At 54.9% G+C, this 20,735-nt stretch carries 15 protein-coding genes and 1 pseudogene; 5 read left to right on the forward strand and 11 right to left on the reverse strand.

Annotation, left to right across the window (positions count from 1 at the left end):
• Window positions 1-69: 69 nt before the first annotated feature.
• The 8 genes from Q8W24_RS12405 to Q8W24_RS12440 all read right to left on the reverse strand — a co-directional run bounded on the left by Q8W24_RS12405 (window position 70) and on the right by Q8W24_RS12440 (window position 10,361).
• Window positions 70-2,007, reverse strand: a complete 1,938-nt coding sequence (locus Q8W24_RS12405; RefSeq protein WP_305475487.1) for a metallophosphoesterase — start codon at window positions 2,005-2,007, stop codon at window positions 70-72.
• 189 nt (window positions 2,008-2,196) lie between these two features.
• Window positions 2,197-3,099 (reverse strand): LysR family transcriptional regulator, encoded by a 903-nt coding sequence (locus Q8W24_RS12410; RefSeq protein WP_303432847.1) that lies wholly within the window; start codon window positions 3,097-3,099, stop codon window positions 2,197-2,199.
• 121 nt (window positions 3,100-3,220) lie between these two features.
• Window positions 3,221-4,510: an amidase gene (locus Q8W24_RS12415; protein ID WP_305475489.1), complete on the reverse strand. Its 1,290-nt coding sequence runs from the start codon at window positions 4,508-4,510 to the stop codon at window positions 3,221-3,223.
• A gap of 391 nt (window positions 4,511-4,901) precedes the next feature.
• Window positions 4,902-5,921, reverse strand: a complete 1,020-nt coding sequence (locus Q8W24_RS12420; protein ID WP_305452864.1) for a DUF3445 domain-containing protein — start codon at window positions 5,919-5,921, stop codon at window positions 4,902-4,904.
• Between the two features lie 82 nt (window positions 5,922-6,003).
• A complete protein-coding gene (locus Q8W24_RS12425; RefSeq protein ID WP_305414338.1) occupies window positions 6,004-6,975 on the reverse strand; it encodes a PDR/VanB family oxidoreductase in 972 nt (323 codons plus the stop codon).
• On the reverse strand, window positions 6,975-7,523 hold the full coding sequence (locus tag Q8W24_RS12430; protein ID WP_305475491.1) for a dimethylamine monooxygenase subunit DmmA family protein: 549 nt from the start codon (window positions 7,521-7,523) through the stop codon (window positions 6,975-6,977). The genes Q8W24_RS12425 and Q8W24_RS12430 overlap by 1 nt, the downstream gene beginning before the upstream one ends.
• A 78-nt stretch (window positions 7,524-7,601) precedes the next feature.
• A complete protein-coding gene (locus Q8W24_RS12435; RefSeq protein WP_303432839.1) occupies window positions 7,602-7,955 on the reverse strand; it encodes a cupin domain-containing protein in 354 nt (117 codons plus the stop codon).
• A 48-nt stretch (window positions 7,956-8,003) separates the two neighbouring features.
• A complete protein-coding gene (locus Q8W24_RS12440) occupies window positions 8,004-10,361 on the reverse strand; it encodes a DUF1989 domain-containing protein (protein WP_305452863.1) in 2,358 nt (785 codons plus the stop codon).
• A 359-nt stretch (window positions 10,362-10,720) separates the two neighbouring features.
• On the opposite strand from Q8W24_RS12440, the gene Q8W24_RS12445 reads away from it, so the two are divergent.
• Genes Q8W24_RS12445 through Q8W24_RS12455 form a run of 3 tightly spaced genes read left to right on the forward strand, consistent with a single transcriptional unit; the run spans window position 10,721 to window position 13,522 of the window.
• Window positions 10,721-11,944, forward strand: coding sequence for a sensor histidine kinase (locus Q8W24_RS12445; protein WP_305475493.1), 1,224 nt, complete (start codon window positions 10,721-10,723; stop codon window positions 11,942-11,944).
• Between the two features lie 4 nt (window positions 11,945-11,948).
• Window positions 11,949-12,701, forward strand: coding sequence for a response regulator (locus Q8W24_RS12450; RefSeq protein WP_303432834.1), 753 nt, complete (start codon window positions 11,949-11,951; stop codon window positions 12,699-12,701).
• Window positions 12,698-13,522 (forward strand): PAS domain-containing protein, encoded by an 825-nt coding sequence (locus Q8W24_RS12455; RefSeq protein ID WP_303432833.1) that lies wholly within the window; start codon window positions 12,698-12,700, stop codon window positions 13,520-13,522. The genes Q8W24_RS12450 and Q8W24_RS12455 overlap by 4 nt, the downstream gene beginning before the upstream one ends.
• 23 nt (window positions 13,523-13,545) lie before the next feature.
• Here the strand turns inward: Q8W24_RS12455 and Q8W24_RS12460 are convergent, their stop codons facing one another.
• Both Q8W24_RS12460 and Q8W24_RS12465 read right to left on the reverse strand, forming a co-directional pair.
• Window positions 13,546-14,949, reverse strand: coding sequence for a sigma-54 dependent transcriptional regulator (locus tag Q8W24_RS12460; protein ID WP_305414343.1), 1,404 nt, complete (start codon window positions 14,947-14,949; stop codon window positions 13,546-13,548).
• The gene (locus Q8W24_RS12465; protein WP_305475495.1) at window positions 14,946-16,892 is read right to left on the reverse strand and encodes a sensor histidine kinase; all 1,947 of its coding nucleotides are present in this window, start codon (window positions 16,890-16,892) and stop codon (window positions 14,946-14,948) included. Before Q8W24_RS12465 ends, Q8W24_RS12460 begins: the two co-directional genes overlap by 4 nt.
• Window positions 16,893-17,287: 395 nt before the next feature.
• Here Q8W24_RS12465 and Q8W24_RS12470 point away from each other — a divergent pair, with 395 nt between their 5' ends.
• Together Q8W24_RS12470 and cydB are read left to right on the forward strand one after the other, a co-directional pair.
• A complete protein-coding gene (locus tag Q8W24_RS12470; protein ID WP_305414345.1) occupies window positions 17,288-18,697 on the forward strand; it encodes a cytochrome ubiquinol oxidase subunit I in 1,410 nt (469 codons plus the stop codon).
• A complete protein-coding gene (cydB, locus tag Q8W24_RS12475; protein WP_305414346.1) occupies window positions 18,697-19,692 on the forward strand; it encodes a cytochrome d ubiquinol oxidase subunit II in 996 nt (331 codons plus the stop codon). Before Q8W24_RS12470 ends, cydB begins: the two co-directional genes overlap by 1 nt.
• A gap of 437 nt (window positions 19,693-20,129) precedes the next feature.
• Here the strand turns inward: cydB and Q8W24_RS12480 are convergent.
• Window positions 20,130-20,735, reverse strand: a pseudogene (locus Q8W24_RS12480) (transposase); the annotation flags it as partial.

Below are 20,735 nucleotides of genomic sequence, written 5' to 3' on the forward strand. Positions count from 1 at the left end.
AGAAGAGATATTCCAGATCAGCCCAGGATTACCGCACGCGTGGCGGGTAATCCTGTACAGCCAGAATACTTAACGAGACACCAGCGCCAGTTCAGCATCGCTGTTCAGTACCGTCCACCACTGATTACCATCGGCATCGTAACCGACCAAAGGCTCTCCAGAGCAGGCGGCATCACGGGCGGGTGCCGTGACGGCGTAGCTCTCCAGCCACAATCCCTGGTAAATACAGTCAGCCGATGTCAATGCTTCCCAGCCGGTATCGGTTTTGCTCGCCAGCACAACGTCGTCGCCCGACAGCGAGTCCGTCGCGGTCATTGCTACGCCATAGCTATCCGCCACTGCAGTGCCCATGTCCCAGCTCTGGGTTGCGGTAGCCGGCAAGACCACAGCACTTTTTGCGGCACCAGACGGTGATGACAGATCCAGACCCGCATCGGCTTCGATGTCTTTCTCGGCACCGTAGGCACTTTGGTATATGCCGGTCTGGTTCTGAGTGCCGCTGACAATCAGGATATCGGAGCGGGTGTCAGAGGTTTTCTCTGTCCAGCTGAGCGTGACGTGTTCTTTCAGGTCAATGGTGGTGCCAGGGATCAGCAGCAGGTTTTCTTCTTCATCCGGAATCGCCCGGGCGGCGCTGTTAAGGTTGGGTGTCCAGCTTTCGTGGTACACATACATCCACTGGTAGGCCAGACGAGTCAGATCCATCAGGGTTTCTGCGCGACTGAAGCCCGGGGTGTATTCCATATCGCGGGTACGGGTGTCGGTGCGGTTAAAGGTGTCGTTGGAACCACCAATCAGTTGCGCCACGGTGCCGTCATCCGCAATACAGATATCGCTCAGGTAGTCGGTCTGGAACACCAGGACCGGGCGGGTATCTTCTGGCACAGACGTCGGGTAAATCACGTTGTCACAGCGGTTGGTAGTACGACTGAAACCATCCAGCATTTTCCAGTCGGCACTGAAAGCCTGGTCGGCGTCGTTGCTGCTGGCGGTATGCTCGGAATAGTAGGACTGGTAGTCCACCCGGTCGTTGTCGAATGCCAGCCAGCTGGAGTTAACGTCAAAGCCGGTGGCACCGTTGCTCAGTGTGTTGTTCTTCTGCGAGATCACCATCTGGATCAGCTCACGTTCGCCATAGCGGTATTCGTAACCCTTGTACGAAGCATTACCGGCCATGATCTGGGTGTAGGCATTCATGCGGTAGTTTCCACCTTCCGGGGTGGAACCGGATGAGGTGGTGGTCAAGGCGGTTTGGGCGGTAATCAGGGAGCGCTGGTACTGATGTTCGTGTCCCTGAACATAAATCACATCGTGCTGGGAGAAGTAGTCCCGGATGTCTTCCTGAACGCTGTAAACCCAGTCGTCGTCTTTGGTGCCTTCCACGATTTGTTCACGGGTCTGGCCGTATTTAGCGCCGACCAGACCGTCGTGGCTGGCAACAACAATGTGATCGACCTGATCTTCGTTGGATTCGATCACGTCCTGAATCCACGAGAAGGCAATTGGCAGGTTGTAGTACGCCAGGCCCACGATCAGTACGTTTTCACGGATCACGTAGTAGTTGATCCATTCAAAGCCTGGCATATGGACGGCGTCTTCCGGGATGTAATCCCGCATGGTTTTGATCCACTCTACGGTATAGGCGTAGCTGGTTTCGTGGTTGCCCATCACTGGCAGGAATTCGATACCCTGATCTTTATAAGACTCCGCCACAGATGTCCATTCTGCCCATTCAACGGTGGTGCCCTTGTCGGTCAGGTCACCCAGTGCAATCACCATATCCACACCGGCATCGGCCTGGTGCGACAAGACTTCGCGCATCGGGTGCATGGCCACGTGAGACTGGCCTTCGCTATCGCTACCACCTTGAGTATCGGGCAACAGGCCTATTTTATAGGGCTGGTATGCACTTTCCGATGGTGACGAGTTGTCATCGTCTGACCCACAAGCAACGAGACCACTGGCAGTGACTGCCGCGATGGCCACCGATAAAACGGAACGGGTCATACTCTGATAACGCATCTTGCTACCTCTCTGATCATTCTGATAATAATTTTCGGAGAGGCAGTATCAGCAGGGAACAAGACAGATTGCTGACACTTGCAGTAATAATTCATGACAATATTTTACAGTTTGCCAGGAACTTGGAATAAGGCAGGCTGCGCCTGGTCTCCTGATGCCGTCCGAGTGGTGACTTCAGTCACCCTGCCCCAGCACCTCGACCAACACGTTCACCAGCGCCTGGGCTGCCACCGACAGTTCGTGGCCTTTTTTCACCAGAATGCCCACTTCCCGGCCAATGGTTGGATCTTGCAGCGGCACACACACCGCCCCCATTTCCTCCATTTGTTGCCGACACAAGGAAGGCACGGCGCTGACTCCCAGACCACAGGCCACCATGCGGCCAACCGTGGCCAGCTGATGGGCATCGTAAGCAACATTTAATGCCATGCCCTGTGCTGCCAGACGACTTTCCAACATCAGGCGCACAATCGACGGCCGTTGCAGGGCAATAAAGTCTTCCAGCAGCAAACGCGCCCAGGACAGCCGTCCAGCTACCGGCAGGGATCTCAGAATGGTTGAATCCGGCGGCAAGACCGCCACCAGTTCGTCATCAAACAGAGGTAAAAAAACCAGATCGGGCGCACCTTCCGGGCTTAACGACACCCCGACTTCTATACGGCCGGAGCGCACCATGCTGACGACCTGCTCCGCCACCACGTCATGTACTTCGACACGGATATCGGCAAAGCGCTGACGATACACTTTGAGTGCATTCGGCAGCAGGCTGGCGGCAAAAGACGGCATTGCCGCGACCGCGACCTGGCCCAGTTGCAGGGCAAAACGTTTTTGTAACTGTTCTTCGGCGTTATCCCAATCGGCCATCAACCGCTGGGCAATCGGCAGTAACGCCTGACCTTCCGGTGTTAATGCGACAGAACGGGTAGTACGGCTAAGCAAACGCCCACCCAACGACTCTTCGAGGCTCTTGATCGCCAGACTCAATGCCGGTTGCGACAGATGCACCAGGGTGCTGGCTTCGGCAAAGCTGAGGGTGCGGGCAACGGCGAGAAAAGCACGTAGCTGTTTTGCGGTCATGGCAGTCCTCCGACGGTATGGCACCATCATAACCGCCGCCGCTATCGTGCTGCTATCCGCCAATCGATGGGCACTGGCAAACCATCACCAGACCCATCCATCGCCAAGCAGACAGGCACAATCAGTTCATGATGTTCTGCTCAACCCAGGCGGCGACCTGCAGCAAGGCATCATCCTGGCGGGCACGACCGACCAGTTGCAGGCCCAGAGGCAAGTGATCGCCATCGGTTTCACCCGGTATCGAAATCACGGGGAATCCCATGGCCTGCCAAGGGCGACTCATATGTGGCGCACCGGTCTTATCAAGACCCAACGGCGCCACGCCAGGCGCGGCCGGGGCCAGAATGGCATCGGCTTCCGCACAGGTTGACCACAGCCAGTGACGGCTGGTCTCAACCGCATCCAGCGAAGCCAGATAATCTTCACGCGGCATCGCCAGACCATCCTTGATCAGTGCCTGCAATGGCTGACTGAGCAACTCGGCTTGTTGTGACTCCATCACCAGGTTACGACACACTTCCCAGGCCATGATCCGGCTGTGATGCATCACCATTTGTTGCAGCAGGGTTCCTGCTTCCAGCCAGGTCACTTCAACCCCGGCCGCTTGCAAGCGCTCGGCCACCTGCTGCAAGGCGGTGTTCATATCGGCGTCGGTGTCACCCACATTGTCGCCGGCACACATCACTATCCGGCGCGGTTTGACGGCGGCGGGTAATTCCACTGCTGGCAGTCGTAACAAGACGGCCCGCAGCAGTTGAATATCTTCGACATGACGGGCAAACAGACCCAGTGAATCCAGCGACTGCGCCAGAGGCTGACCACCCCGCAGCGAGAATTCTCCCCGACTGCCGACATAACCCACCGCGCCACAATAGGCCGCCGGACGAATCACGGAAGCGGCGGTTTGGGAACCCAGCGCCATCGGCACCATCTCGTCAGCCACGGCAGCAGCAGAACCACTGGAAGAGCCACCCGGGGTACGATCCAGAGCGTGGGGGTTACAGGTTTTACCAGGGCGGAAATAAGCAAATTCGGTGGTGACGGTTTTGCCCAGCACCATGCCTCCGGCAGCTTTCACCAGTGCCACACAGCTGGCATCTTCGATCGGTTGGCGTCCGGCGTGAATCGCAGAACCCATTTCAGTGGGCATATCGGCGGTATCAATAATATCCTTGATACCGACCGGCAGACCTTTTAACAGGCTCTGCTCATAAAACGCTTGCTGGTCATGGTATTGCTGCAAATAGTCGGCACGGGACAAGTAGCATTCCCAGGCCCCGACCTTGTCTTCCCGGGCGTCAATACGGTCGAAGCAGGCATTGATCACATCGACAGCGGTGCATTCGCCGGCCTCGATACGGCGTAATGTCTCTGCCAGTCCGGCTCTGTTCAGGGGATTGCTTGCGTTCATCGATGCTCTACCTCGGGCGTTGAATCAGGTTAATGAGTCCATGGTACAACGCCAAATAAAAAATATTCAATTGAACATTCAAGTATTTGACCACATCGATAACTGAATATGGCCCATTGATAAACGAGGTCTTAACGAGGTCTTGATGCAGAACGATCGACTACCGTCGAGATCCGCCAAAGAAAGTCATACCAGAAAATTACAAAAAAAACCCGCCTCTCGGCGGGTAAAACTTGCGGGCTTGAAACTCGGTGTGGATACAGTCTGAGCTGTCATCCATGTGGCGTCTGGCTCACGGCCAGACATACCGGTAATGGAATAAGGACGATCATCCAGCGGTCAGGGAGCTGTCGCCATCCCCTGATCAACCGCTGGCGCTTGCTGCTGCCGTTTATTGCTCGCGATCAAACTGCGACAACCACTCAACCAACATCGGGTGGTAACGGGTCAGCCCCTTGTACTCAATCAGTGGCGCTGGCAAATCTTTCATGACCCGGTGCAGCCGTCTGGCCCAGTCCGGGTTGGCACACAGGTCGTTCATGCTGGCCATGTAGGTCCGGATATTGATCGACAGGGCGTTGGAACGTGGCATCCGGTCGATCACTTGCAGTTCGACTCGCAAGTAAACCTTTTCACCCACATTGTCCGGGGTTACGGACGCTCTGTCGTTACCCCAGTGAGGGTATTCCTCAGGAGAGGTATCCATACGGGCATTCACCGTTAACGTCCAATTCAGGCGGCGTACCGGGCGATTAACCTGCATGGCGGTCAGATATTTTAATGCCCGTTCAAAAATTCCCAGCTCGTGAGCCATGGGAACCGGGCCATGCCATTCGCTAAAGCTCATGCCCGCATCAAAGGCCAGCGACCAGTCGGCCGGACAAGTGACTATACCGGCGTCCATAAACAGGTCGCCGTCGCGTTGATCCATCAAGGCAAGGTCACCCTGAACCTGACGGCCGATGTATTCCATCGGCGGCATCGGCAAGGTGCTGCTGTCACCAAAGGTAAAGGTATCGTCGATGTCCAGCAGAGTGTTCTGCCAGTGCCACTGGTCACCCTCTTTGCTGAGTTTGAACCAGTCCGGGTAATCCGCCGACAAGGCGTTCATGGCACGCTCGATCAAATCCCAGCAGGCCAGATCCATATGCGGCATGGCCAAGCAGCGTTTTGGGCTTTCAGCCAGTACCAGGCCGCGCTCGTGCATTTCTGACAGGTAGTGTTCATCAACATCGAACAGGTGTTCATACACACTGTCCGGCTCTCCCGGCAGAGCATGTGGCTCGATATTCACCGTGTAGTTGTATTGATCTTCCGGAAAAGGGAACGGAAAACGCTGAATGGCAAATTCACTGTTTGTGTAAGTAAAATCGTCCCGGAAAGTTTCAAGTTTGGTCGGTGTCACACGCATTACGTATCCCTCTTGGTTGGCATTGGCCCTGATGGGCAAATGCCCTGTTCTTGTTCTGGTGATTGGTTATGACAATCTTGGACTATAGATCCAACACCAAGGTTTTGCTTTTGGCTCGTGATACACACGGCATGATGCAATCGGCTTTCTCTGCGGCTCCGAGGTAATTATCCCGGTGCTCAACATCGCCTTCGAGTACTTTGGTCTGGCATTGGCCACAGACCCCGCCCCGGCACATATTGGGGATCTCGAGATCCGCAGCCTCAAGCGCTTCGAGCAAGCTTTCTTCGGCACCGATATCGATGGTTTGACCGCTGCGTTTTAGCGTCACGCTGAAGGGTTCACCAGGTTGCGGCGCGGCAAATTCTTCAAAGTGAATCAGGCTCGCCGGGTAACCGATCTGGGCAGCGTTCTGCCGCACGCCTTCAATCAGCAGCTCTGGGCCACAGATGTAAATATGGGTGCCGCGTGGCTGCTGCTTGAGCAACGCCGTCAGATCACAGCGATTACCGGCATCGGCGTCGTAACGCACACAGGCATCACCCAGCTGTTGCTGCAGCTGGTCGGCATACGCGCCGGTCTGCTTGCCACGGTAGCAGTAGTGCAATTCAAAATTGGCACCCTGACGCTGCATTTCCGGCAAGTAGGACATAAACGGTGTGATGCCCACACCACCGGCAATCAGCAGGTGTTTCTTGGCCCGCCAGAGCGGTGCAAACAGGTTGGCCGGCGGGGTAATTTCCAGTACGTCGCCAATCTGTACCTGGCTGTGCATGAATTCGGAGCCACCTCGGGAGACTTCCTGCAAGCGGACGGCAATTTTATACGCCTCGGTGTCGCTTGGATCACTCAGTAGCGAGTAAGCATTTTTCCACTTTTTGGCTTTGCCATTGGCATCGGTGCCCGACATGGTCACCACGACGTGGGAACCGGGAGAAAACGGCGACAAAGCGCCGTCGACGGCAACCAGGGTAAATTCCTTGATGGTCGGTGCGACCAGCTTCATATCACTGACGCGGACCATAAGATGATGGCTGGGGGTATTGGCTGTCATTACTGCATCTCCTCAGGTTCGAAAGTCTCGCTGCGATCTTCGGCATTAATCGATACGCCAACGTAAGCACCGTACAGGCGCGAGAAATGATCCCGTACCAGCAACTGTTCACCACAACCCGAACAGGTATGCGGTGAGTGCGTGACGTCTTCCATCAGGGTGTAACAGTGGGTGCAAAACAGGCGACGGCGATGACTGCTGGGCGCCATCAACTGAATCTGGTCGGGAGCAAAGTCCATCCCCAACAGGGTATTCCGGCAATCCCAGAGGAAGGGTTCATCACCAGCAACGTATACCGCAGCGGCTACCGAAGCATCCTCTAACAGTTTGAAGCTCTCCGCCTGGTCGTCACCAACCACCACCCAAAGAACGGTATTGTCAGGGTCGGCGATCGAAACACATTCATCATGCATTTGTTTCAGGCCTTGCTGGTCTTCATTCTGGGCAATAAATATTTGCCACTGTTTGCCACTCAGCAAGGTCAGTGGTTTATAGGACGGGCGGCTTTTGATTCGTTCGTCTAGCTCAATCGATTCGGTCGGGGTCATCGCTGGCTCCAGTGTTCATTCACAGACGTCCGCCTGCCAGTGTTATCCGGCGACGGGGATGCGGGTGTGAGCAGCAGCTCAACCACCACCTTCACGGCGCTGGCCAAAGAAACAACCTGTGCCATCGCTCGGTGGGTTAAAGGTGATGATGCTGCCTTTTTCAAAATAAAAAACGTCACCCACTTTGGCTTCAACGCGGTAACCGGTTTCATCACTAATGACCATGCCGCCTTCGACGATGATTTTCATCTCATGGTCGGTGTATTCACAAACCAGCGGCTCATCAGATTTTTCCATACGCGAGCAGCCGTCCAGACGGGCCTTGTCGGTATCGTCCAACTGGCTGACACCCTGCAACCAGGTATGGATACCGGGGCGGCTGATTCCCGCTTGCGGCGTTTTGATCGCTTGTGAAAAGTGGGTCATTGACATGGTTGTACTCTCACAGTCATTAATTATTCTGCGTTCACAATAAGCCGATCAGGAGCGTACCCGAGTGCGCTCAGGGTCATAAAACGGGGTGGTCGTGACCATCGCCGGAATACGTTTTTGCACCCCGTCAAGCTGGCCGACCTCCAGGTCGGTTCCGGGCGCAGCGGCATCTGGTGCCACCCGGCACAGGGCAATTTGCTGTTTCAGCAACGGCGAGAAGGTCGCGCTGGTCACCACGCCGACCGGGAAACGGCCGCCTTTGGCGAGTGGGAAATACACCTCGTCACCGTGGCTGACGGTCTCGGTACTGTCGATCAGCAGCCCGACCAGTTTCTGGCGGCTTTCCGGTGCCTGACGCGCCAGCGCCGCCCGGCCGATAAAATCCTCTTCCTTGGTTTTCATCGGGACGGTAAAGCCGATACCGGCTTCGTAAGGGCTGGTTTGTGGGCAAAATTCATAACCGGCAAAAATCAGCCCGGCTTCGATACGCAGCATATCCAGTGCCAGCAGCCCCATCGGCGCAATATCGAACGCTTGTCCAGCTTCCCAGATAGCGTCCCAGATGGCCGGGGCATCGTCCGGGTGGGTCCAGACTTCAAAACCCAGTTCGCCGGTGTAACCGGTACGTGACACCATGACCGGTTGTCCGCTCTCGCCACCCAGACGACCGATGGTGAAGTGGAACCAGGCCAGGTCGGCAATATCCGGCTGATGCTCCGGCGTCCAGATCAGTTGGCTGAGCAGCTCACGGCTGTTTGGCCCTTGTACGGCGACGTTATGCAGCTGGCTGGTGGATTCTTGTACCCGCACGGCAAACTGGTGCTCACTGGCCAGTTGCTTCAGCCAGGTGCAGACAAACGAATCACCCGTCACCAGACGGAATGCCTGCGGCCCCATGCGGAACACGGTGCCGTCGTCGATCATGCCACCGGTCACATGACACAGCGCGGTGTAGGAGATCTCTCCCACCGACAGCCGCCGGACATTACGGGTCAGCGCCAGCTGTAACAGCCGTTCGGCATCCGGGCCAACCACTTCAAATTTGCGTAACGCGGTCAGGTCGATCATCGCCACCCGTTCGCGACAGGCGAGGTATTCGGCAGTGGCACCCCAGCCGGAATATTCGTCAGCCAGCCAAAAACCCTTGTACTCACCGAAGTGTGTGGTCAGGGCGGAAGTGCGGGAATGGAAACCGGTTTGCTGAGTCATACGTGGAAGCTCCTCGGGAATATCCCGCCAGGCGACAGATCGTGGAAAAGTTTGCTCGGCATCGTAAACCCGGACGTGAATATCGGTCGGGCACCAGCCATTGGCGGAGTCAACATCATCAGGACAGGCGGAACTGAGACACAGCAAATCGCGCTGTGCCTGCATCAGGACGTAATCCCCCGGCCGCGACCAGGGTTCCTCGCCATACACCGCACCACAGTCACTGACAGTGGTATTAAAAAAGAAATTGATCGCAGGCCAGCCAGCACGGGGGGCAATCTGCCAGTCGCGCAGCTGGGTATTGAAATTGTCGGTACAGCTGGCATGACCAAAATAACCGGCGTCTTCATAAAAACGTGGCGTACAGGCCAGCATAAAGCTGTCGTGGCGACCGACGGTGTCTTGCACCACTTCCAGCATGATTTTCAGATTCTGGTCATAAAAACGCGAGTGCAGACCCGGCGTCGGCAAGCTATGCCCCATCATGGTACGGGTCGCCACAGCATCCAGCATGGGAATGTCATGCGGAGATATTTCACCACGTCTGGCGGCTTCTACAGCGTCCAGGTCAAAGGCGATAAAATCGGAGCTTTGCTTGCCCTCGACATCAATCACCTGAATCCATTGCCCGGCCTTGACGGTATAGGCCCGGGCTGTGCTGTCGGGAATATGTAAATCCTGTACCGGTGGTGCCAACGGTTCCGGCAGGTTACCCGCAAATCGCGTGCTGCCGTGGCCAATTTCCACTTCTCCGGGGGCAATCTGGCTATCCACCGCCATCGGGGCCGCCGGGGCCACCACCACCAGGGTCTGTTCCCGTTGCGCGGTCAAGGTGCAGCCGGCCATGATGGTCTCGGCAGGGATGCTCAGCACATCACTCAGATGCCCGGCCACCTGCCAGTCTTGCAACTGCTGACGAGCCTGCAGCGAGCGGCTGTCGCCCTGCTCCAGCAGACTCAGGGTGCCGTCGGCCACAACCGGTGTCAGCGCCAGGGTGCTATCGTTGGCGGTCAGCGCCGGCGCTGACACGTCATCACAACGAATGATCTCGACGCCTTGCAGTGGGTCGCTGCCGCTCAGTATCAGGGTATCCCCTGGTCGTAACAGCAATCGCAACACCATCTGGCCACACAGCCGATAACGGCGACAATGGTCTGGAATCCGGGATTGAGTCTGTGGTTGCAAAGCAAACGCCATAACAACTCCTGCTGGCTCTCACGTCATTCTGTGCGTCAACCCAGTGCAATTCCGGCCGTCCGGAGTCACTCTGGTGCATATTCGCCGTCAGACATACACAAAGCCTGGTTAACAAATGGTGGAAACAGAGCGGGTGTTGCTGTTTCCCTTCGGTTAAAAATATTTACTCAAGGGATTGTTGGTCTCAATACTCAGGAAGGGATACTCACTTGAGAATATTCCTTATCAAGGGGGATATAACGGGACAAATATCAGCCAAAATATCGAAACTGGCACAGCACCTGCTACCTGTCTTGCCCAAAGGTATTCTCTGGTCGTCGATCACGTCGCGGCCGGGACCATAATCGGAGGGAAATTCGATGACAGTGATTCAATCGAATGGCATGGCCCAGCCAATATCTGGCCGACTGCAGCGCTTGTTGGAATGGGTGATTTCATCACAACAAAGCCGTTACATCACTCCCCGACCTGTGCCTGCCGATGCACCGGAATTTACCCAGCGCCTGCTGCCTGATCTCGCTTGTGATATCTCCAGCTGCACTCAGCCGGCAACCGAACTGGCCACACTGCTGGTGCCACTACAATCCTGGTTGCAACAGCAGTTTCATCCGACCCGCCCCGACAGCCTGCTGCAAGCACTGTGGTTACCCGGTAGCCAGGACAACGGTTACCGCTGCGTCATGCTGGCCAATAGCGCGGAGATCACTCCGGTTAGCGACCCTGTTCATGTGCTGTTGCCTGCTGGCCACCGGATGCAATCCCTGACCCTGAAACAAGGGACAGCCTGGTTACTGGTGAACGGACAACATATCAAATCCCGAGACCAGGAATCGCTGGAGCAATGCCTGTCGCTGCTCGGCGAGCAACTGTGTCGTGGCCTGAATGGCTGGCAGCAACAGCAACAACGGCTGCAACAAGCACTGAAAGATGAGCGCCAGTGGCACGCCGCCGAATTACATGACTCTGTCGCCCAGGTACTGGGATACCTGCGCATGAGCAGTGCCCGCTTGGCCAAACGCTGCGATAACAGTGCCGAACTGTCAGCTTTGTTACCTGAAGCCCAGGACCTCTCCGAGCAATGTCTGTTTGCCTATCGCCAGACCCGGGAACTGATTGCAACTTCCCGCCTGTCAACGTTGGCCAGTGAACTCGGTAATGAGCTCAATCAGCTGGTAGAAGAATTTGAAGAGCGTTCAGCACTGGTGTTTGAGCTGGATAATCGTTGCGAAAATCTGCCTCTGGATGACCACCAGGCCACCCAGTTGCTCTATATTGTGCGGGAATCTGTGTGTAATCTGGTGCGCCACGCTCATGCCAGTCATGCCCGTATTCGTCTCTATCAGGAAGCGGACGGCACACTGGTTTGTGCGATAGAAGATAATGGGCGCGGCATTCAGGCAGCCGCCAACAATGGCAGCTTCGGGCTACAGATCATGCAGGAGCGGGCACAGCGTATCGGTGCCAGCCTGACGATCGGTTCCCGCCAGCCCAGCGGTACTTGTGTCCGCTTGCAGCTGCCACTGACCCATCCACTCACTCAGGCCCGACACGACCGCCTGGCTGAACCATCCTTTCGGAAATAGCATTATGACTCCGTCATCCGGTATGACACCTGGTAGTCCACCCGGCCACTCATCCATCCCCCAGGCTGCCGCCCGTGTGGTGGTGGTTGATGACCACCCATTGTTTCGCCGTGGTGTTGTCCAGCTGCTGAACGACAGCGACCAATTCAGCGTTGCCGCCGACCTCGAACACGGTGGCGACCTGCTGGCCGTGCTGGCGCAACATCGGCCACAGCTGGTACTGCTCGACCTCAATATGCCAGCAATCAGCGGCCTCGATTTACTTCGTCAGATTCGCCAGCACGAGATCGATACCAAGGTGGTGGTGATTACTGCCTCCGAGCATGACAGCGACCTGTTTGAAGCCCTCAGCAGTGGTGCCGATGGCTATCTGATGAAAGACACCGCCCCCGACGACATGCTGTCCCAGCTGGACGGGGTGTTAAGTGGCGAAGTCGCCCTCAACAATCACAGCGTCACCCTGCTGGCTCAAGCCTTCCGGCAACCAGGGCCAGGCGACCAGGATATCAGCCCTGCCACCACCGAATCCGACACACGGCTCCCGGGCGGCGTTGATCTGACAGCACGAGAGCGCCAGACCCTGACCCTGATTGCCCAAGGGCTGAACAACAAACTGATTGCCCGCGAACTGGGGATCAGCGACGGCACCGTCAAGGTCTATGTCAAAAGCCTGCTGCGTAAACTGAATCTGCATTCGCGGCTGGAGCTGGCTGCCTGGGTACACCAGCATCCGGATGCCGTGAGCCTGACGCTGTGAGCTGGCTGCGCCGTCAGTCCCGATCATTGCGGCACGCGGAGTCTGCGACGACCGATCTGCAACAGTTGCTCGACAGCCTGAGCGATGCCGTCTTGCAGCTCGACCAGCTCGGACGCCTGACCTACGCCAACCAGGCCTGGCAGCAACTGAGTGGCCACACCATTACGAGCAGCCTGAACCAACCACTGGCTGATTTTCTGCACCCGCAGGATCGTGCCGCCTGGCTACAGCTGCTTAACGGCAGCAGCGACCTGACTGCCAGTGGTCCGTATCCGCCGCTCAAGTTACGCCTCGCCAGCCCGGACCGGCAGCCACTCTGGTGTGAATTACGCCTGCAAACCCTGGGGCCGCAATCACCAAAGACCCGGCAATATTCTGCCACCCTGTGTGATATCTCTCTTCAGGAGCAGGAAGACCAGCAAAACCGTGCGACCCAGCGTGGCCTCAATGCTCTGGTGTCGCGCCTGCCAACAATGATTTACCGCTCTCGTAACGACCGCGACTGGACCATGGAATACGTCAGCGAAGGCTGTCTGGCCCTGACAGGGTACAGTGCCGACGATCTGGTCAGAATGACTCAGAAAAGTTATGGCAGGCTGATTCATCCGGCGGACGTCGACTACGTCTGGCAGCAGGTACAGGAAGCCCTGTCACAGCGCCGCAGCTTTGAACTGAACTATCGGCTGTTTCATACCAGCGGCCAGATGAACCATGTCACGGAAAAAGGCCATGGCGTCTATAGCAGTAACGGCAATGTCCTCGCCGTTGAAGGGGTGATTTTTGCCCGATCAGACTGGCACGATCAGGTCAAGTCAGCCTGATGGCAACGTCACCAGCCGCAGGCCTATAGCCCATAACGTTCTATTTTCTTGATTAACCCTTGCCGGGAGATACCCAATTGCCGGGCGGCCCGGGTACGGTTGCCGCTACATTGCAACAGCGCCTGCCCGATCAGTCGGATCTCCAGCGCCCTGACCTGCTCATCCAGGCTCGCTTCACTGAGAGGCACCTCAGCGACCGCACACTCGATGGCGGACGCTGGATTTCCGGCCACCGCTCCTGCCGTCGCAGGATACAGCAGCTGAATATCCTCCAGGGTGATTTGCCCCTCTGGGCAAATGGACGCCACGCTTTCGAGGGCATTCCTTAATTCCCGAACATTACCAGGCCAGGTCTGGCTCCGGAACCAGTGCATCGCCTCCGGGCTGAGCTGCCAGCTTTTACCTTGCTGTTGCTGCAAACGCGACAGGAATGCCTGCAGCAATACCGGTACATCTTCCTGTCGCTCCGACAGTGGCCGGGTTTCTATATTGACGCCTTTAATGCGGTAATACAGATCTTCGCGAAATTCAGCACCGCGTACCTTTTCGGCCAAATCGGCATTGGTGGCAGAGACCACCCGGATATCGATGTGTTTTTGCTCGCGCCCTCCCACCGGGAAAAACGTGCCTTCCTGCAACACGCGTAATAACTTCACCTGCATTGCCAATGGCATTTCACCAATTTCATCCAGAAACAATGTGCCGCCATCGGCCAGGCTTAACAAACCGGCCTTGTCTTTTTCGGCTCCGGTAAACGCGCCTTTGACGTAGCCAAACAATTCACTTTCCAGCAAGTCGGCCGGTATCGCTCCACAATGCACCGATACAAAAGGCTTGTCCGAGCGATGACTCAGGTCGTGTAATGCCCGCGAGATCACTTCCTTGCCCGTTCCTGATGGCCCGGTGACCAGCACCCGCACGTCCGTGGGCGCGATACGCTCAATCAAGGCCCGCACTTTTTGTGCACTGGCCGAAAGGCCCAGATAGGCCGCCGCCCCTGATGGCTGCTGGCTGGACTGTTTCAGCTGCTGCAGCTCTCGCTCCAGCGTCGTCTTGATCAGCGCCCGCCGCACCACCACCGCCAGCATGTCAGGATCAATCGGCTTGGCGATAAAATCCCACGCTCCTTGCGCCACCGCTTGCAGCGCCAGATCACGATCGGCATGGCCGGTGATAATAATCACTGGCCGACCGTCAAAGTCAGCCATCGCCGCCAGGGTAACCTGGGGGTCAAACAGCGGCGGCATGGATAAATCCAGTAACACCAGGTCAGCCTCAAACGACACCAGCGCCTGACGGGCATCGTCCAGGCTGACGGCAGTTTTGACGTGATAACCCTGATTCGCCAACCAGCGACTGGCCAGCTCCCGAAATGCCGGCTCGTCATCCACCAGTAATATGCGTTGTTGTGTCTTGGCACGTGTCATAAAAGTTGCTCTGGCAAAAAGTCATTATTCTGTGTAACCACGGCAGCCGGTTCGACAGCAGATGCCGTTGCCGGGCGGCACGGTAACCGCAGATCAAACGTTACCGGCCAATCGCTATCCTTGCGGTGATAAATCTGGCCTTGATGGGCATCGACAATACGCCGCACAATCGCCAACCCCAGACCACTGCCGCCTGCCCGCCGAGTGACAAATGGCTGAAACAGGGCATCCCCTTGCAGTCCGGCATCCACTTCCGGCCCGTTGTTGTGAACGCGCACCAGCAGATATTGCCCCTCTTTCTCAGCCTCGATACACAAGTGGCCATCGGCCGCATTACGCAGGAACGACAGGGCATTATCGATCAGGTTAATAAACACCTGCTGCAGTCGTTGCGGGTCCCCTTCCAGCTCAAGTGTCTCGGCAATTTTCAGCTCACACACCACTCCGTCGGACGGAGCTTGCGCCAAGACATTCGCCACTAACGCCCGCAAGGGGATAACGCTGATTTGCAGAGTCAGACCGCCGGAATACACCAGCATATCGCTGACCAGCCGGTCTGCTCTCTTAAGCTGGGTTTGAATATGCTGGCGGGTGGCAGCAGGTGCATCATAAGCCGCCATCGCAATGATATTCAGGGGATTACGCAACTCATGCGCCATCGCTGCCGACAGGCTACCCAGCTCGACCAGGTGCTGTTCATCCAGCCGTTTACGCTCCGCCGCCGCCAGCGCCAGCGAATGCTCCAACAAACCACAACTGGTCGAGAACAGCGAGGCAAACACTTCCGCCGTCAGACGCATACCAGGGCTGGCATCGTCCCAACCCACCAACACAAAATGCCAGCCAGACGCTGATCGTGATAGCCGCAGCGCCAGCGCAGTGTGTTGGGATGGCTCCATCGGAACCGGCTTATCCAGCTGGATAGCGACCTTGTGGCGTATTTGTTGTGAGAGCAACTGCTCACCCAGACTGACCAGCTGAGACCAGTCTTCCGCTTCCTTTAACCGGGTTGACCAAGTCTCCAGCACAGTTTCATTCAGCGAAGCCCCCGGATAAATCAACCGCGATACCATCCGGCTTAACGGCTGATAGATAAATGCAGCCACCACCAATACCAGCAACGAATACAACCACAGTTGCCAACTGGGCACGTTCGCCAATGCCTGTAAACCGATACGTCCGGACACCACCCCGATCACCGCAATCAGACACAGAATCACCAACATCATGGACACCCACAACAGTGCCCGGTTGGCAAAAGCATTGACCGACAGAATCTGATAACGCACCACGGCATACACCAGCAGCAGCAAGTAGGTAGGCAGCAGCAACATCGGATAGGGAAACCAGCTGATGCCAAAAGAAGGAAAAACAAAGCTGGTAGCCAGTAGCAGCCCCCAGGCTCCTACACCAAACATCGCCAGAATCGATCGCTTTTTATTACCCGAATGACGATACCAGCCAAACAATAATACTGCGTGTGCCAGTATACCGATCAGTACGGTATAAGATAAATTCCAGACACCCACGTCGGTAAAGACAAAAAAGTAACGGATATCCAAGGTGCCAATAGAATCTCCGGCACCCACCCACCAGCTTTGTAGTACCACGGCAATACTGGTGGCATAAAACCAGGGAACCGTTTGATAAAGACGATCAAGTTTATCTTCTCTGGCAGCACCGGAGTTTACAAACCGAATCGCAAAGTGCAGGAAAAAAGTAGGCATCAGTGGATTGGCCAAAATTATATAAATACCAATACGTTCATAACCATGAAACAGCACCACATGGCCAAAACACCACACCGCCATCATGATGGCAAAACCAGCCAAGGCTTGCAGGTCGCTTTGTTTGCGAGCACGCCAGAGTAGCCAGGCCGCGACCAAAAAACCGCAAACACTGGAGACCAACATGGCGATTTCAAACATCAATGAGAGCTTCAAACTGTCAACCTCGCTTACACCACCACAACAAACAATCGTAAACTTACTTTACAGTTCACACAAAAATTAATTTTTATCCTTAAAAATCAACAAGATAAAAACCAATAAAAATTGGCCTATCGATTGCTTGTAAGCAAATCATATTTCTTGATCTATCTCAAAATTTTATCTGTTTTTGGAGAAAGCAAAATGAATACTGGATTTTTCATGACGGAAGTCATCGCACTGTTCAGCATTGCTGGTTTGGCATTATTTCCTTTGGCCATCCAGAAAATGCGCACGCTGGCCAGCAACAAGGCCAACTAGCGGACGACTTGATCAATCATTTTTATCATTCACGGCTTTTGTTTTTTATAAAATATTAAAAGCTCTGGTTTAACACTATTGGAATGGCTATGGATCTCGACGTCGCTCTATTATCCAGATTGCAGTTCGCCTTTACGGTGAGCTTTCATATTATCTTCCCCAGCATTACTATTGGCCTGGCCACATTAATTGCTATCTGGGAAGGTTTATGGTTAAAAACCCACAACCCTTATTACTTGCAACTGGCCAAATTCTGGATAAAACCCTTTGCCATTACCTTTGGTATGGGCGTCGTATCCGGTATTGTTTTATCCTATGAATTCGGCACCAATTTTTCCAGGTTTTCGGAAATGACTGGCGCAGTATTAGGGCCATTAATGGCTTATGAAGTGCTAACGGCCTTTTTTATGGAAGCCGGTTTTCTTGGAGTGATGCTATTTGGCTGGCAGCGGGTTGGCCGCAAACTGCACTTCTTTGCCACCACGGTGGTGATGGTCGGCACCTGGTTTTCCGCATTCTGGATTATTGTTGCCAACTCCTGGATGCAAACCCCTGCCGGTTACATCATTGTCGATGGCCACTTTGAGGTGGCCAACTGGATGGAAGTCATCTTCAACCCCTCCATGCCCTACCGCCTGATGCATATGCTGATGGCCTCGTTGATCACCGCCACCTTTGTGGTCGCCGGTATCAGTGCTTACTACCTGTTAAAAAAACAGCATATTCCCTTCGCCCGCAAAGGCTTGTCCATGTGCATGTGGTTCGCTCTGGTCTTGACGCCATTACAAGCATGGGTGGGTGATATGCACGGCTTGAACGTCAAGGAGCACCAGCCAACCAAGCTGGCGGCGATTGAGGGCATTTGGCCTGCGGAAGAAAACAACGTACCACTACTGCTGTTTGCCATGCCGAACATGGCCACCGAATCCAACGATTATGAAATTGCGATTCCAAACCTTGGCAGCCTGCTGTTGACCCATAGCTGGGATGGCGCGCTGCAAGGCCTGAAAGCCGTACCGGCAGCAGATCGTCCCAACGTACCACTGGTGTTCTGGTCATTCCGGGTAATGGTCGGTATTGGCTTCGGCATGATCTGTATTGCCCTGCTGGCGCTGGCTTTACGTCGCAAGGAGCGCTTGTTTGAGAGCAAACCCTTTCTGGCACTGGTAACGCTGTTTACTCCCAGTGGAGTGATTGCGGTGCTCGCTGGCTGGTACGTGGTGGAAGTCGGTCGCCAGCCCTGGATTGTTTATAACCTGGTGCGTACCTCAGACATCGTATCGCCACTACCAGCCGAGCGGGTGTTGTTCACGCTGATCATGTTTGTGTTGATCTATACCTCCCTGCTGGGTGTTTACCTCTACTTCATGCGCAAATTGATTAAAAAAGGCCCACCCACCATGAACGCACTGGAAGAACAGTTGATTGGTATGGATGCCCCCGGCTATGCCCTCGCCTGGGTCAAAAACCTGAACCAACAAGAACGAGGAGCAAAATAATGGATCTGGCCTTGTTCTATTTTCTGTTATTGGGATTTTCCATCTTTATGTATGTGTTGCTGGATGGCTTTGACCTGGGGATCGGCATTCTCTACCCCTGGTTTGATCAGGATGGTGAACGTGATCACCTGATGCGCTCCATCTCACACGTCTGGGACGGTAATGAAACCTGGCTGGTATTTGGCGGCGTCATGCTATTTGCAGCCTTCCCTGCTGCCTATGCCGCGATTACCACGGTATTTTACCTGCCGATTATGCTGATGTTGTTTGCGCTGATTTTCCGGGGAGTGGCGTTTGAATATCGTTTCAAATCCGACACCTCGCGACCCTATTGGGATTTTGCCTTCAGCGCCGGTTCTGCCATTGCCGCTTTTTGCCAGGGCATGCTGCTAGGCTCTCTGGTGCAAGGTATTCCAGCAGGTAGTCACAGCCTGTCGAGCCTGCATTGGCTAACACCCTTTTCGGTATTGACGGGCTTTGCGGTTATGGCAGGTTACGCTTTATTAGCCGCCTGCTATCTCTATATGAAAAGTCGTGGCCAGATTCAGCAACACGCCGCCAAACTGGGAAAATACCTGCTGATGACCACCCTGTTCGCCATGGTGGCAGTGAGTTTATGGACCGTAATCAGCCAGCCAGCTATAAGGGATCGCTGGTTTACCGATAACCACTTTTTATTGTTGTCGCCACTGCCGATACTGACCTTTTTGGCAGCATTATTCGCCTGGCGAGGCCTGCACAACCACCAACACGAAAGCCGTCCCTTCTGGTGTGCCGCCATCATCTTTTTGCTCAGCTTTGCCGGATTGGTTGTTGGTCTGTTTCCCTATCTGATACCGGGCCAGCTAACCTTTATGGCAGCAGCATCCCCCGACAGCAGCCTGTACTTTTTATTACCCGGCGTGTGTATTTTTATCCCGCTGATTTGCCTTTATACCTTATGGGGTTACCGGGTATTTTCCGGCAAGGTAGAAGATTATCAGGAGGGTTATTAATGGATGTAACCACTATTAAAAACAAGATAGCCAGGCTCAAATCCTGGCAATGGTTTTTACTGCTGTATTTAATCGGTTTTACCGCCGTTTTTTCTATGTCCTACGGGATCAAACTACTGATGACCGGCTTGCCCTGAGCCACTCTGGTCAGGGACATCTTTTTAACTAGGACATCCACTTTTATTTTCCGGTGAAATTGGCTGAAATTGGGACACCGGAATAGATTGGGAGGAATAAATTGGGGCACCCATTTTTATTTTCAAGCTGCGGTATCCCACTTCAGGCTTTGCCAGACTAATCTGCCTGTTTTTGGTGGTCATTGGCAGGGCGAACTAGTGATAAAAAGGATAAATCTTGATCGTTGCGCGTGATCAAGCCTCAGAGTATGTCTCTGATCGTCGTACCTGGCTTGGGAAATTCGCGGTGAGTGATCCGGATCAGCCCGCCAACAGCTTCCTGGCAGATGCTATCCCGGTCGGCCGTTTGTAACCGAGTCGTTCGCAGGCAGAACGAACATTGGATTCGCTACCAACAAAGGTTGTGAAGCACTGCTCGAATTGCTGACTAATGGTCAGCCACTGCTTGTCATCCAGGCCAATTCGGCTGAGGATCGGCGATACGCTTGTATCAATCGCGCCACGTTTATCGCCGCGAGCTATCCGCCCGGTTGCATCAACTAACGCCAGATAGTCACTCAATGGCATCTGGATACCCACGGGTGAATGTTGTTTCGGATGGCCAACAAATGGCAAAAGCCCGGAAGATTGCCGTTCGATGGCATCGGTATTTACCGTCGTTGTTGCGTCATTGATTCGACGGCTAACGGATGTGTGATCGGAGGTTTCAAGCGTCGCGGCAATTTTCGCTCTCACCGGATTTAAATCCACGTAAGCCATGCAACTGAGTAACGCCGCTTCGTCGAGCAATGCCTGGGACTTGAAACGACCTTCCCAGAATCGCCCGGAGCAGTCGTCTTCCGCATTCGCCTCGCGGGCAATGGCTTCGTTTAACACGCGCATAAACCAGCTGATATCCGACAGTCG

Origin of the sequence: Oceanobacter sp. 4_MG-2023 (assembly GCF_030689165.1) — a bacterium.
In the GTDB taxonomy this organism is placed as follows: Bacteria; Pseudomonadota; Gammaproteobacteria; order Pseudomonadales; family Oceanobacteraceae; genus Oceanobacter.

Excerpts from the sequence above, each read along its gene's own strand:
- cydB (WP_305414346.1), top strand. The coding sequence starts at position 18,697 with ATGGATCTGGCCTTGTTCTATTTTCTGTTATTGGGATTTTCCATCTTT.
- Q8W24_RS12420 (WP_305452864.1), bottom strand. The coding sequence starts at position 5,921 with ATGCGTGTGACACCGACCAAACTTGAAACTTTCCGGGACGATTTTACT.
- Q8W24_RS12425 (WP_305414338.1), bottom strand. The coding sequence starts at position 6,975 with ATGACAGCCAATACCCCCAGCCATCATCTTATGGTCCGCGTCAGTGAT.
- Q8W24_RS12405 (WP_305475487.1), bottom strand. The coding sequence starts at position 2,007 with ATGACCCGTTCCGTTTTATCGGTGGCCATCGCGGCAGTCACTGCCAGT.
- Q8W24_RS12430 (WP_305475491.1), bottom strand. The coding sequence starts at position 7,523 with ATGACCCCGACCGAATCGATTGAGCTAGACGAACGAATCAAAAGCCGC.
- Q8W24_RS12440 (WP_305452863.1), bottom strand. The coding sequence starts at position 10,361 with ATGGCGTTTGCTTTGCAACCACAGACTCAATCCCGGATTCCAGACCAT.
- Q8W24_RS12410 (WP_303432847.1), bottom strand. The coding sequence starts at position 3,099 with ATGACCGCAAAACAGCTACGTGCTTTTCTCGCCGTTGCCCGCACCCTC.
- Q8W24_RS12435 (WP_303432839.1), bottom strand. The coding sequence starts at position 7,955 with ATGTCAATGACCCACTTTTCACAAGCGATCAAAACGCCGCAAGCGGGA.
- Q8W24_RS12445 (WP_305475493.1), top strand. The coding sequence starts at position 10,721 with ATGACAGTGATTCAATCGAATGGCATGGCCCAGCCAATATCTGGCCGA.
- Q8W24_RS12450 (WP_303432834.1), top strand. The coding sequence starts at position 11,949 with ATGACTCCGTCATCCGGTATGACACCTGGTAGTCCACCCGGCCACTCA.
- Q8W24_RS12460 (WP_305414343.1), bottom strand. The coding sequence starts at position 14,949 with ATGACACGTGCCAAGACACAACAACGCATATTACTGGTGGATGACGAG.
- Q8W24_RS12470 (WP_305414345.1), top strand. The coding sequence starts at position 17,288 with ATGGATCTCGACGTCGCTCTATTATCCAGATTGCAGTTCGCCTTTACG.
- Q8W24_RS12415 (WP_305475489.1), bottom strand. The coding sequence starts at position 4,510 with ATGAACGCAAGCAATCCCCTGAACAGAGCCGGACTGGCAGAGACATTA.